Below are 12,431 nucleotides of genomic sequence, written 5' to 3'. Positions count from 1 at the left end.
GCACAGCCGTCGGCGGTTGGACCGCCACCGTCAGCGGCTGTACTTCCAGAGGATGACCGTGCCGGTGTGCCAGTAGCGCACGACGTGGAACCCCTCGGCCACGAGCGTGTCGGTGACCTGCGGCCGGATGTTCCGTGACTTGCCGCCGACGAACCACACGGTGTCGATGCCGGAGATCCGCTGGGGCACCGTCGTCGCGATGTCCCCGTTGACGTTCCAGAGCTGCCCGCGTTCGGCACCGGTCTCGGCGACGGCGAGGTCGCGCATCCCGGTGAAGGCCTCGGGGTAGGAGTCGGCGATGACCTGCGCGGTGGTGCCCGGGTGCTCCCAGACGCTGCCGAAGACGACGCCCTCGTTCTGGTCGGTGCGCCGGTCCCGCTCGCGCTCGATGATGGCCGCCGCGTTCGCCCAGTGCGAGTCCTGCTTCGCGTGGGGCAGCCGGACGATCGTGCTCGTCGGTGCCGACACGAGCAGCATCCCGATGACCGCGAGCGCCAGCCACCGCCGGGGTCGGATCGCCGTGATCGCCAGGCCGATGAGCAGCGCGACGAACGGCAGGCTCAGGCTGGCGTACTTCGGGGAGTACAGGTGCTCCCCGGCCGCGGTCGCGCCGACGAGCAGTGCGGTGGGCAGGATCGTCAGGGGGACGGCGACGCGCACGGCCTGCATCCGCAGCAGGTCACGGGCGGCGGGGGAGGGGCGTCGGGTGGCCCGGACGGCGAGCACGACGCCGACGATCATCAGCGCCCACCCGAGCACCGCGTACGGCCAGACGGCACCGAACCAGGCGGTCGCGACCACCTGGCGCACGGTGGCCCACCCGACGCCGGTGATCCAGCCGACCTGCTTGGCCTGTCCTGCGGCGAGGACGATGAACGGCGACACCACGAGCGCTGCCCCGACGGCGGCGACGCCCCAGCGCACGAACGCGGCGCGGTCGACCATCGGCGCGACCACCGGACCGCTGCGCTGCGAGAGCACGGCGTCGCGCCGTGCGGCACGGTCGGCGACGGCCGTCCAGAGGAGCACGACCCCGTGCGCGACGACGGCCAGGGCCAGGTAGACGTTGAACAGCACGGCCACCACGGCGAGCAGGCCGTAGACGACCCACCACCGGGTCGCGTGGTGCCCGGTCCGGGTGCGCCGGACCGCGGTGATCCCCACGAGGGTCAGCGCGACGGCGAAGGTCGTGACGGTGGCGTACGGGCGCCCCTCGGTGCCGGCCCAGGCGACGCGGGGCAGGACCAGGAACACGATCCCGGAGACGACGCCGAGCCGCATCCCGCCGAGACGACGGCCGAGGGCGACGACGAGGCCGGCGGAGACCCCGATGGCCAGCGCGCTCGGGAACCGCAGCGTGAACGGCGAGTACCCGACGAGCGTGAACCAGACGTGCATCACGGCGTAGTACAGGCCGTGGACGGCGTCGACGTTCTGCAGTTCGGCCCAGAGCGCCGGCCAGCTCCGCTGTGCGCTCGCGATGGTCGCGGCCTCGTCGTACCAGACCGACGGCACCCAGCTGAAGGCCGCTGCGACGACGACGCCGAGCGCGCCGACGGTGATCTCGGGGGTCCGTGCGAGGGCCCGGACAGCCGCCACGACGAGCCCCAGCGAGCGCGCGCGCACCGACGCGTCCGACGTCGTGCGTCGGACCGGGACGGTACCGGTGCGCGGGGAACTCACGCCCGCGACCGTACCGATCTGCTCTGGGGATCCGCCGCGTCCGGGCGCTGAACTCTCACATGCAGGAGTTCGGTGCGAGGGGCCAGAATGACGGGATGGAACCCCTCGTCGCCCCCGCCGCCGCGCTCTCCCCGGGGCGGACGCAGCTCGGTTCGCGGACCGCCGCGCTCGCCGACGTCGGGGTCACCGGGCTGCGACGCCTGGCCACATCGCGCATCCTCGTCGTCGGGGCAGGCGGGCTCGGGGCGCCGGTGGTCGCGTACCTCGCCGGGATCGGTCGGCTCACGGTGGTCGACCCCGACGTGGTCGACGCTTCGAACCTGGCCAGGCAGACGCTCTTCACCGCCGCGGACGTCGGCTCGCCGAAGGCGCAGGTCGCGGTCGCCCGGGCCGTCGCCGTCGACCCGGAACTCGACGCGGTCGCCGTGGTCGGGTCGTTCACGCCGGACCTGGTCGCCGGACACGACGTCGTGGTCGACGCCGCCGACTCGGTCGTGGTCACCCGGGCCGTCTCGGACGCCTGCGCCGCTGTCGGCGTGCCGTTCGTGTGGGGCACCGTGCTCGGCCACGACGGGCAGGTCAGCGTCTTCCGCGACGCCGGGCCGGACGGCGTCGACTTCCACGACCTGCACCCCGACGCGCTGCCTGACGAGGGCTCGTGCGCCCTGGACGGCGTGGTCCCCGCCCTGTGCGGTGCGGTCGGTGCGGTGATGGCAGGACAGGTCTTCGCGTTGGTCACCGGCAGCGGCGACCCGCTGCTCGGACGCGTGCTGACCGTCGACGCCCGCCGGTGGCGCTGGACGGAGAGCCCCGTCCGTCGCGGACCCGCCTCGCGTCGACCGGCACCTGCTGGTGCCTCCGCGACGCCGCGCATCGCGCCGTCCGCCCTGGCCGCCAGGGTGGCGGACCCGTCGGACCCGCTGGTCGTCGTCGACGTCCGGACCGACGAGGAACGCGCGGCCGGCGTGGTCGCCGGTGCCGTCACCGACGACACCGGTGCGGACGAGGTCGTCGTCTACTGCGCGCGCGGCCCCCGTGCGGACGCGTGGGCGGCGCGGCAGCCGGCCGGGAGGCGCGTGACGGTCCTCGACGGCGGCTTCGAGGCCTGGCGTCGCGAGGGGCTGCCCGTGGCGATCGAGCACCGGTCCTGACCCAGCCCGGCCCCCTCCACTGCCACTACCGCCGCATCCGCGGATAGGATCGGTAGATCATGGCGCAACTGCGGGTACGGGATGCTGCGGCCTTCCTCGGGATCAGTGACGACACCGTTCGTCGGCTCGTCGACGGCGGCACCTTCACCCGTGCCACGGACGACGCGGGGCGAGCCGTGGTCGACGGTCGCGAGGTCGCCGCGTACGCGCGGGAACGCAGCTCCGAGCTGACCGACCCGGCGTCCGCGGTGAAGAGCTCGGCGCGCAACCGCTTCGTCGGGATCGTCACCGACCTGGTCGTCGACACCGTGATGGCGCAGGTCGAGCTGCAGTGCGGCCCGCACCGCGTGGTGTCCCTGATGAGTGCTGAGGCCGTCCGCGACCTCGGGCTCGAGGTCGGGTCCGTCGCGGTGGCGTCCGTGAAGGCCACGATGGTCGCGGTCGAGGCCCCTGCCCGGCACGAGGACGAACGATGAGCCGCCTCCGGCCGTTCGCGGCGCTGGCCCTCGCCGCCACCGTCGCGCTCGGGCTCGCTGCGTGCACGACTCCGGACGCGGGGTCGGGGGCATCGGCCCCGGCGGGCTCCGACACCGAGGGGCCGACCGGTTCGATCACCGTGTTCGCGGCGGCGTCCCTCCAGAAGACGTTCACCACGCTCGGCAAGCAGTTCGAGACCGCGAACCCCGGTGCCTCGATCCGGTTCTCGTTCGCCGGCTCGAGCGACCTCGTCACCCAGATCCAGAACGGTGCCCCCGCCGACGTGTTCGCGTCCGCCGACGAAGCGAACATGGCGAAGCTGCCGTCGACCGACCTGGCGAGCGGTTCGCCGCGGGACTTCGCGACGAACGTCCTCGAGATCGCCGTCGCACCGGGCAACCCGAAGGGCATCACGGACCTCGACGACCTGACGGCTCCGGGCGTCCAGCTCGTCACGTGCGCCGCCCCGGTGCCGTGCGGTGCCGCGACGGCGGAGGTCGAGTCCGCATCGGGCGTCGATCTCGAGCCGGTCAGTGAGGAGCAGTCCGTGACCGACGTGCTCGGCAAGGTCGAGTCCGGTCAGGCTGATGCCGGACTCGTCTACGTGACGGACGTCCGTGGGGCCGGCGGCAAGGTCGACGGCGTCCCGTTCGACGAGTCGGGCAAGGCTGTCAACACGTACCCGATCGGCGTGCTCCGGGAATCCGAGGACCCGGCGCTCGCACAGGCGTTCTCGGAGTACGTCCGCTCCGCCGCCGGGCAGCGTGTGCTCGCCTCCGCGGGCTTCGGGAAGCCCTGACCCGTGGCTCCGCGCGCTGACGGACGGCCGCCGGTCGCGTGGTGGCTCCCGCTGCCCGCGGTGCTCGGCGGGCTGTTCGTCGTCGTGCCGGTGCTCGCGATGCTCGGCCGGGTGGACTGGTCGTCGTTCGTCGGGCTCGTGACCTCCACCGCGTCACTGACCGCACTCGGGCTCAGCCTCGGTACGGCGCTCGCGGCCACCGGCGTCGCGTTCGTCCTCGGCTACCCGCTCGCCGTGCTGTTCGCGCGGTCACGGTCGCGCTGGGTCGGCGTCGCACGTGCCGTCGTGCTCCTGCCGCTCGTGCTGCCGCCGGTGGTCGGTGGCCTCGCCCTGCTCGCGGCCTTCGGTCGGGTCGGGGTGGTCGGGGCGTTCCTCGACGACCACGGCCTGCACATCGCGTTCACCACGACGGCGGTGGTCATCGCGCAGACCTTCGTCGCGATGCCGTTCCTGGTGTCCTCGGTCGAGGGGGCGCTCCGTGTCGAGGGCGACCGCTACGAACGAGTCGCCGCGACCCTGGGCGCCGGACCCACCCGGACGTTCCTGACCGTCACGACGCCGCGGGTCCTGCCGGGGATCGTGTCCGGGCTCGTCCTCTGCTTCGCCCGGGCGCTCGGCGAGTTCGGGGCGACCCTGACCTTCGCCGGCAGCCTGCAGGGGGTCACCCGGACCCTGCCGCTCGAGGTCTACCTGCAGCGCGAGGTCGACCCGGACACTGCGGTGGCCCTGGCGGTCGTTCTCGTCGTGGTGGCCGTCGTCGTCATCGGCGCCTCGTCGTTCCGCACCCGCGGAGCCCTGGCGTGACGGCCGAGGGTGCGGTGGGCGTCCGGGCGCACGTCATCGTCGGGTCGCGGGACGTCGACGTCGCGATCGAGGTGCGCGTGGGCGAGTGCCTGGCCGTCATCGGGCCGAACGGTGCGGGCAAGTCGACGGTGCTCGAGGCCCTGGCCGGGCTGCTGCCGATCGACGCCGGGCGGATCGAACTCGACGCGGTGCAGGTCTCGAGCTCGCGGCACACCCTGCCCGCACACCGTCGCCGGATCGGACTCGTCGCGCAGCGGCCCGACCTGTTCCCGTTCCTCGACGTCGTCGGGAACGTCGCCTTCGGGCCCCGTGCGGCCGGAGCCGGTCGCGCCGCGGCCCGGCAGCTCGCCCACGACGCGCTCGACGCCGTCGGGGTCGCCGACCTGGCCACGCGCGACCCACGCACGCTCTCCGGTGGACAGGCGCAGCGCGTCGCGATCGCCCGCGCGCTCGCCACCGACCCGGCGGTGCTGCTGCTCGACGAACCGACCTCGGCACTCGACGTCGGCGCGCAGGACGAGGTCCGCGCGGCACTCCGGACCGCGGTCGCCGGCCGGCCCGCAGTGCTCGTCACGCACGACCCGGTCGAGGTCGTCGCCCTGGCCGACCGCGTCGTCGTGCTCGAGGGTGGACGGGTGGTCGAGCAGGGCACCCCCGCGGCCGTCCTCGGTCGTCCGACGAGTGCGTTCGCCGCGACGTTCTCCGGACTCGCGCTGGTGCGCGGGACCGCCACCGGGGGTGGGATCGCGATCGACGGCGGGGGTGAGCTGGCGTCGGGGGCGCACGCCGTGCCTCCCGGCCGGCCCGCCCTGGCCGCCTTCCACCCGACGGCCGCCGTGCTGACGCGGGACGGTGCCGGAGCCGCGCGCACCGTCTCGTCGCTCGAACCGCGCGACGGACTGGTGCGGGTGCGGGCCGGTGACCTGGTGGCGGACCTGACCCTCGCCCGGCTGACCGCGCTCGGGATCGCCCCCGGCGACGCGGTGCGCATCGACGTCCCCGCAGCCGAGGTGGCGGTCTACGCGCCCCGCGGTTGAGACAATGGTCCGATGACCTCCTGGTTCCCCAAGGTGTGGCCCGTGGCCACGCCGATCCTGGCGGCCGTCGTGCTCGCGTTCTCGTACGGCCGCTACGGACTCGGCACCGCCGTGGTGGTCGTCGTCGCCGTCGTGCTCGCGGTCACGGTGCTCGCAGCCGTCCACCACGCCGAGGTCGTCGCGCACCGGGTGGGGGAACCCTTCGGCTCGCTCGTGCTGGCCGTCGCCGTGACGATCATCGAGGTCGCGCTCATCATCTCGCTGTCGAGCTCGGGCGGTGCGCAGGCCGAGACCCTGGCGCGCGACACGGTGTTCTCGGCGGTGATGATCACGATGAACGGGCTGGTCGGCCTCGCGATCCTGATCGGGACCCTGCGGCACAACACCGTGCGCTTCAACCAGGAGGGCGCGAGCGCCGCGACCATGACGGTGGCCGCGCTCGCCGTGCTGACCCTGGTGCTGCCGACGTTCACCACCGGCACCGACGACGCGTCCTTCACGGGGACGCAGCTCGTGTTCGTCGCGATCGCGTCACTGGTGCTCTACGGGCTGTTCGTCGTCACGCAGACCGTGGCGCACCGCGACTTCTTCCTGCCGGTCAACCGTGCCGGCGGGGTGCTCGTCGAGTCCGAGGACGCCCACGCCGCACGCCCGTCCGGTCGCACCACGATGGTGTCGCTCGGGCTGCTCGTCGTCGCGCTCGTCGCCGTGGTCGGGCTCGCCAAGGTGGAGTCGCCCGCGATCGAGGCCGGGGTCGCCGCCGTCGGGTTCCCGCCGTCCTTCGTCGGTGTCGTGATCGCGCTGCTCATCCTGCTGCCGGAGGGCATCGCGGCGTCGAAGGCCGCCGCACGGAACCGGATCCAGACGAGCCTGAACCTGGCGATGGGGTCCGCGATGGCGTCGATCGGTCTGACGATCCCGTCGATCGCGGTCGCGTCGCTGTTCATGCCGGGGACGCTGCTGCTCGGGCTCGGGCCGTCGCAGATCGTGTTGCTCGCGCTGACGATCGTCGCGGCGGTGCTCACCGTGCTGCCCGGTCGTGCCACGCGGCTGCAGGGTGGGGTGCACCTGGTGATCTTCGCCGCGTTCATCGTGCTGTCCGTCTCGCCGTAGGGCGGGGCGGGGGCGGCTGGGCTGGTTCGGCGCGGGCGGGGCGCGGGGCTGGCTGCCCCGGGTCGTTCCGGGCGTACCTGGTCGAATCGGGCGTACCTGGTCGGAAGTTCGCACCAGGTATGCCCGAAAGCACCAGCTATCGCGGACGTTCTGGGAAGGAACGGGCGCGGGGTGCGCGGGCACGGGGTCGAGTCGGGCGTACCGGGTCGTTCCGGGTGTACCTGGTCGAGTCGGGCGAACCTGGTCGGAAGTTCGCACCAGGTATGCCCGAAAGCACCAGGTATCGCGGACGTTCTGGGAAGGAACGGGCGCGGGGTGCGCGGGCGCGGGGTCGAGTCGGGCGTACTGGGCCGTTCCGGGTGTACCTGGTCGAGTCGGGCGAACCTGGTCGGATGTTCGCACCAGGTGTGCCCGGATGCACCAGGTATCGCGGGTGTTCTGGGAAGGAACGGGCACGGGGTGCGCGGGCGCGGGCGCGGGGTCGAGTCGGGCGTACCTGGTCGTTCCGGGCGTACCTGGTCGGATCGGGCGTACCTGGTCGGAAGTTCCGACCAGGTATGCCCGAAAACGGCAGGTATCGCGGGCGTTCTGGGAAGGAACGGGCGTACCGCTCAGCCGACGAGCTCAGCCGCCGAACTCAGCCGCCGAACTCAGCCGCCGAACTCAGCCCCCGGCGAAGGGCGGCATGACGTCGACGACCTCGACCCCGTCGAGCGAGGTCGCCCGGTCGCGCGTGGTCACACCGTCGACCAGGTACGAGCAGCGCTCCTGCAGCGCACTCCATCGCGCAGGGTCCACGACGTCGATCGCGCCGAGGGCGGCCTCGATGGTGGGCCCCGACGCGGTCAGCGAGTCGACACCCACGGCAGCGCGGGCAGCGGCGAAGAACCGGATCGTGGTCATGCCTCAGCCGCCGATCGCACTCATGCCGCGCGTCGGGTGCACGAGCTCGTCGCTGTCGTCACCGTGGTCGCGCGGCTTCGCCCACATCGCGAGCCGCCAGAGCTCGGCGACCTCGTCGTCGTCCGCCCCGGAGCGCATCGGCCCGAGCACGTCGGTCTCCTCGTCGGAGAACAGGCAGCTGCGCACGTGCCCGTCGGCGGTCAGCCGCGTGCGGGTGCAGTCGGCGCAGAACGACTCGGTGATGCTCGCGATGATCCCGACGGTGCCGAGGGGCTCGCCGGTGACGACGTCGTGCACGCGGTACCGCTCGGCCGGGGCGCCGTCGCGCGGGGCGTCGTCCGGCGTGAGCACGAACGACGTCGCCAGCAGCGCGCGGGTCTCGGCGGCGGTGATCATCTCGGTGCGGTCCCAGGCGTGGTCGGGGTCGAGGGGCATCTGCTCGATGAACCGCAGCTCGTAGCCACGCTCCAGGCACCAGCGGAGGAGTTCCGGGGCGGCCTCGTCGTTGATGCCGCGCAGCAGCACCGCGTTCACCTTGATGTCGAGTCCGGCGTCGTGCGCGGCCGACAGCCCGGCGATCACCTTGTCGAGGAACGGCCTGCGGGTCACGGTGGTGAAGACGTCGGGGTCGACGGTGTCGAGCGAGACGTTCACGCGCCGCAGCCCGGCGTCGTACAGGCCCTGGGCGCGGTGGGCGAGGCCGATCGCGTTCGTGGTGAGCGACAGCTCCGGGGCGTCGGGCAGCGCGGCACACCGGGCGATCACGTCGACCAGGTCGTGCCGGAGCATCGGCTCCCCGCCGGTGAACCGGACCTTGCGGACGCCGAACCGCGACGAGCCGATCCGGACCAGCCGCTCGATCTCGGTCGCCGTCATCAGGGCCTCGTCGGGGGCGAACGGCAGCCCGGCCGCGGGCATGCAGTACGTGCAGCGGAGGTTGCAGCGCTCGGTCAGCGACACCCGCAGGTCGACGGCGCGACGCCCGAAGCGGTCGACGAGCCCGGCGGGAGCCGGGTCCACGGAGCCGGTCGTGCCGAGCAGGGTCGCGGGTGCCATGGTCGTCAGCGTACGTGTTCCACGCGCCGGAACGTCAGCCGCTCCCACCACCGTCGCCACTCCGACCGCTCCGTGCGCAGCAGTGTGACGACCACGATGACCGCCACGGCCGCGAGCAACCACCACCGGTAGGCGTCGGCGGACGGCCACACCCCGCGCAGCGCGATGGCGAGGCCGATCGACAACCACTCCCACCGCCCGGACAGCACCACGAACGGGATGAGCAGCAGCGCGTACCAGGGGTAGCGCGGTGTCACGGCGAGGAACGTCACGCCGATCATCAGGACCTCGCCCGACCACGGCCGCGCCGGGTCGGACAACCGCCACGCCACGAACGCCGCGAGCAGCACCAGGAGCCCCACCACCAGGGTCGCCGCGTCGCCCTTGACCACGAGCGACACCAGCGCGAAGCGGGAGCCGTCCTCGTAGCCCTCCTCGCTCAGGTAACCGGGCAGGTACCCGAGCACGTCGAGCCCGGTCGTCAGCACGTAGGGCACGTAGAGCAGCCCGAACACGGCGATGCCGATGGGGATCGCCCACCAGGCCCGACCGCGGCCGAGCAACGGCGGGTACACGATCGCCGGGATGAGCTTGGTCGCGGTCGCAGCCCCGAGCGCGATGCCGCCCCAGATCGGCCGGCCGAACGCCACGAGCACGACACCGGCCGTGGCGAGGGCGGCGCCGACGACGTCGACGTGCGAGTTGGTGACCGCCTCGGAGGCGACGAGCGGCGACCAGGCCCAGAGCGCCGCCCACCAGGTCGGACGGCCGATCCGGCGGAGCACCAGGACGAGCCCGACGGTCACACCGAGCGACACGAGCAGCCCGGCGACCTGGAACGGCAGGTACTGCGCGGTCGCCGGCACGAAGAACCGCACCGCGGCGAACCACAGCTGCGCCATCGGCGGGTAGATCGTCGTGACGTCGGGCCGGTTGATCGCGGTGCAGTGCCCGTCCGCGCCGTCGCCGAGCCCGCGGAACCGGGGCTTCAGCGGATCGCACGTGCCGTCGACCTTGTCGGGGAACAACCAGTCGGGTCGGAGACCGGACAGTGCCGCGGACTGGGGGGTGTGCGCGTACGGTGAGACACCGGCATGCTGGACGATGCCGTCCCACGCGTACCGAGCGGAGTCGGTGCTCGTGTTGGGCGGGCCGACCAGCGCGGCGATGCCGATCACCACCGCTCCGCCGATGACCATGGTGGTCATCCACCGGACGGGCACGAAACGCACCGCGAGCACGGCGATCACGAAGACGGTCCAAGCGATCAGCGTCCACGCAACGAATGCAGAACGATGGCCCGATCGGAGGAACCCCAGATGCGTGACGCCGACGGCGATGACGCCCGACAGGGCGAGTACTCCCACGACGGCCAGCACCGTGCCGATCCGGGCGGTGGTGCCGTCGGCCAGGGACGGTCGGAGGGCACGCAGTCGGTCGCTCATGGTCCGTCGAGGCTATCCGGCCTCCAGCGCCTGCTGCACGACGGACGAGCAGCTCTGGCGTCCCCCAACCGCAACGCCCGCTCGGCCGTGGTGCTCGGGCGCCTGCTCGGCATCGCGTTCCTGATCTGCTTCGGCACCGGGATCTACAGCCACCTGCTCCAGGAACCGCTCGGCTGGATGCGGTTCCCGACCCGTCCGACGCAGCTGTACCAGTTCACGCAGGGCCTGCACATCACGACCGGCATCGCGATCATCCCGCTGCTGCTCGCCAAGCTCAACACCGTCATGCCCGCCCTGGTGCAGGTGCCGCCGGTGCGCGGCGTGCTGCACCTGCTCGAGCGGCTGTCGATCGCGGTGCTCGTGTCCGCGTCGATCATCCAGGTCGTCACCGGCCTGCTCAACACGTACCAGTGGTACCCGTGGCCGTTCCCGTTCCGCCAGGTGCACAACGCCCTGGCCTACGTGATCATCGGCTCGCTGGCCATCCACATCGCCGCCAAGCTGCCGGTCATCGCCCGCTACTGGCGGAAGCGCGACTCCTACGACGCGCACGGTCGGTTCATCGCGGACCCCGCGTCCGGCAGTGAACTGCTCCCACCCGGTCTGGAGGCTCATCCCGCGTCCGCCCCGAGCGCTGCGGTCTCCGAGACCACCGGGTCCACCGCCCCCGGCCTGCTGGGCCGCGTGTTCCGCTGGATCGACGGCGTCGACGCCGCCCCCGGCGGCGCCGAGCCCCGTCCCACCGGACCGGACACGGCCCCGGAGACCCGCGCGGTGTCCGAGGAGCCGAGTCCCGCCCAGCCGACGGCCGACGTGCCGGAGGCGAGCCGGGCCTCCCGGCCGACGCCGGAAGCAGCCACCGGACGACGCCAGCGCATCGCCCGACGCGGGTTCTTCGCCGGCGTGACGGCGGCGACCGTCGGTGTCGTCGCGCTCACGGCGGGGCAGTCCTCGAAGCTCGCGGAACCGTTCAACGTGTTCGGCGCCCGCGGTCGCGGCATCGGCGCGAACGGGCTGCCGGTCAACCGGACCGCGCGGGCAGCCGGCGTCCTCGCGACCGCGACCGCCGCCGACTGGACTCTCACCGTCGTCGGCCACGACGTGAGCCGGACGTTCGTCCGGGCGGAACTCGTCGCGCTCGGCACCGCGCAGGTCGACCTGCCGATCTCCTGCGTCGAGGGGTGGAGCCAGATGGCGACCTGGAAGGGCGTGCGGATGCGCGATCTGCTCGACGCCGTGCAGGCGCCGCAGGGGTCGCACGTGCGCGTGACGAGCCTGGAGCGGCACGGCGGCTACCGGATCATGGACATGGGACCGGAGTACGCCGAGGATCCGACGACGCTCGTCGCCCTCGAGCTGAACGGTGCGACGCTCGACCTGGACCACGGGTTCCCGGCACGGATCATCGCTCCCGGGCGGCCCGGTGTGCTGCAGACCAAGTGGATCGAGAAGATCGAGGTGCTCCGGTGAAGGCCGCGCGGATCGTGCTCGTGGTGATCGGTGTGCTGGTCATCGCCTTCGGGGCGTACGTGCTCGTGACGTCCGTCAAGCCGAACCGCATCGGCGGGCTCGGGGTGTGGCTGCTCGCGGCGGTGGTGCTGCACGACGCGATCCTGTCGCCGTTCGTGGTCGGTGCCGGGCTGCTGCTGCGGCGGGCCGGACGCTCGCTGCGGGCCTGGGTGCTCGTCGTCGTGCAGGCGGCGATCGTGCTCGGCAGCGTGCTCGCCCTGGTGGTGCTGCCGGAGATCGCTGCCAAGGACCACGGGCAGAAGAACCCGACCGTGCTGCCGTTCGACTACGGCACGCGGCTGCTGCTCGTCGAGGGGGCGCTGCTCGTCGTCGTGGCGGTCGTGCTCGTCATCGGGGCGGTGCGGTCGCGTCGCGCTGGCGGGCCGTCTGGTTCGGCGGGTTCGTCCGGTTCGTCCGCGGTGCGCACCACTGGTTAAAGGGACAACCTTTCGGT

At 72.8% G+C, this 12,431-nt stretch carries 12 protein-coding genes; 8 read left to right on the top strand and 4 right to left on the bottom strand.

Going from position 1 to position 12,431, the window contains the following annotated elements; translation table 11 throughout:
* Positions 1-30: 30 nt before the first annotated feature.
* Positions 31-1,683 (bottom strand): glycosyltransferase family 39 protein, encoded by a 1,653-nt coding sequence (locus tag DEJ29_RS14225; protein ID WP_111096116.1) that lies wholly within the window; start codon positions 1,681-1,683, stop codon positions 31-33.
* A gap of 95 nt (positions 1,684-1,778) precedes the next feature.
* Between DEJ29_RS14225 and DEJ29_RS14220 the strand changes: the two genes are divergently transcribed.
* The 6 genes from DEJ29_RS14220 to DEJ29_RS14195 are packed head-to-tail and all read left to right on the top strand — an operon-like array spanning position 1,779 to position 7,064.
* Positions 1,779-2,834: a ThiF family adenylyltransferase gene (locus tag DEJ29_RS14220; protein ID WP_181422636.1), complete on the top strand. Its 1,056-nt coding sequence runs from the start codon at positions 1,779-1,781 to the stop codon at positions 2,832-2,834.
* Positions 2,835-2,893: 59 nt separating this feature from the next.
* On the top strand, positions 2,894-3,310 hold the full coding sequence (locus DEJ29_RS14215) for a TOBE domain-containing protein (RefSeq protein ID WP_111047259.1): 417 nt from the start codon (positions 2,894-2,896) through the stop codon (positions 3,308-3,310).
* Positions 3,307-4,110, top strand: a complete 804-nt coding sequence (gene modA, locus DEJ29_RS14210; protein ID WP_111096118.1) for a molybdate ABC transporter substrate-binding protein — start codon at positions 3,307-3,309, stop codon at positions 4,108-4,110. The genes DEJ29_RS14215 and modA overlap by 4 nt, the downstream gene beginning before the upstream one ends.
* A 3-nt stretch (positions 4,111-4,113) precedes the next feature.
* The gene (locus DEJ29_RS14205; RefSeq protein WP_111096119.1) at positions 4,114-4,914 is read left to right on the top strand and encodes an ABC transporter permease; all 801 of its coding nucleotides are present in this window, start codon (positions 4,114-4,116) and stop codon (positions 4,912-4,914) included.
* Positions 4,911-5,951, top strand: coding sequence for an ABC transporter ATP-binding protein (locus tag DEJ29_RS14200; RefSeq protein ID WP_258376047.1), 1,041 nt, complete (start codon positions 4,911-4,913; stop codon positions 5,949-5,951). Before DEJ29_RS14205 ends, DEJ29_RS14200 begins: the two co-directional genes overlap by 4 nt.
* 12 nt (positions 5,952-5,963) lie before the next feature.
* Entirely contained in the window at positions 5,964-7,064 is a 1,101-nt protein-coding gene (locus DEJ29_RS14195) for a calcium:cation antiporter (protein ID WP_017888287.1), read from the top strand.
* A gap of 663 nt (positions 7,065-7,727) precedes the next feature.
* Here DEJ29_RS14195 and DEJ29_RS14190 read toward each other — a convergent pair.
* Genes DEJ29_RS14190 through DEJ29_RS14180 form a run of 3 tightly spaced genes read right to left on the bottom strand, consistent with a single transcriptional unit; the run spans position 7,728 to position 10,468 of the window.
* Positions 7,728-7,967, bottom strand: a complete 240-nt coding sequence (locus DEJ29_RS14190; protein ID WP_111095845.1) for a MoaD/ThiS family protein — start codon at positions 7,965-7,967, stop codon at positions 7,728-7,730.
* Between the two features lie 3 nt (positions 7,968-7,970).
* Entirely contained in the window at positions 7,971-9,023 is a 1,053-nt protein-coding gene (moaA, locus tag DEJ29_RS14185; RefSeq protein WP_111095844.1) for a GTP 3',8-cyclase MoaA, read from the bottom strand.
* Positions 9,024-9,028: 5 nt separating this feature from the next.
* Positions 9,029-10,468 carry a glycosyltransferase 87 family protein gene (locus DEJ29_RS14180; protein ID WP_111095843.1) on the bottom strand — a complete coding sequence of 480 codons (1,440 nt, stop codon included), beginning with the start codon at positions 10,466-10,468 and terminating at the stop codon, positions 9,029-9,031.
* Positions 10,469-10,555: 87 nt separating this feature from the next.
* Between DEJ29_RS14180 and DEJ29_RS14175 the strand changes: the two genes are divergently transcribed.
* Together DEJ29_RS14175 and DEJ29_RS14170 are read left to right on the top strand one after the other, a co-directional pair.
* Complete coding sequence (locus DEJ29_RS14175; RefSeq protein ID WP_111095842.1) at positions 10,556-11,938, top strand: molybdopterin-dependent oxidoreductase; 1,383 nt, start codon at positions 10,556-10,558, stop codon at positions 11,936-11,938.
* Positions 11,935-12,414 carry a hypothetical protein gene (locus DEJ29_RS14170; RefSeq protein ID WP_111095841.1) on the top strand — a complete coding sequence of 160 codons (480 nt, stop codon included), beginning with the start codon at positions 11,935-11,937 and terminating at the stop codon, positions 12,412-12,414. The genes DEJ29_RS14175 and DEJ29_RS14170 overlap by 4 nt, the downstream gene beginning before the upstream one ends.
* Positions 12,415-12,431 lie beyond the last annotated feature (17 nt).

Source organism: Curtobacterium sp. MCPF17_021 (assembly GCF_003234605.2).
GTDB lineage: Bacteria > Actinomycetota > Actinomycetes > Actinomycetales > Microbacteriaceae > Curtobacterium > Curtobacterium flaccumfaciens.
Note: the sequence above shows the minus strand (reverse complement) of the source record. Positions and strands in the feature narration are given on the sequence as shown.

Excerpts from the sequence above, each read along its gene's own strand:
- DEJ29_RS14195 (WP_017888287.1), top strand. The coding sequence starts at position 5,964 with ATGACCTCCTGGTTCCCCAAGGTGTGGCCCGTGGCCACGCCGATCCTG.
- moaA (WP_111095844.1), bottom strand. The coding sequence starts at position 9,023 with ATGGCACCCGCGACCCTGCTCGGCACGACCGGCTCCGTGGACCCGGCT.
- DEJ29_RS14220 (WP_181422636.1), top strand. The coding sequence starts at position 1,779 with ATGGAACCCCTCGTCGCCCCCGCCGCCGCGCTCTCCCCGGGGCGGACG.
- DEJ29_RS14215 (WP_111047259.1), top strand. The coding sequence starts at position 2,894 with ATGGCGCAACTGCGGGTACGGGATGCTGCGGCCTTCCTCGGGATCAGT.
- DEJ29_RS14190 (WP_111095845.1), bottom strand. The coding sequence starts at position 7,967 with ATGACCACGATCCGGTTCTTCGCCGCTGCCCGCGCTGCCGTGGGTGTC.
- modA (WP_111096118.1), top strand. The coding sequence starts at position 3,307 with ATGAGCCGCCTCCGGCCGTTCGCGGCGCTGGCCCTCGCCGCCACCGTC.
- DEJ29_RS14180 (WP_111095843.1), bottom strand. The coding sequence starts at position 10,468 with ATGAGCGACCGACTGCGTGCCCTCCGACCGTCCCTGGCCGACGGCACC.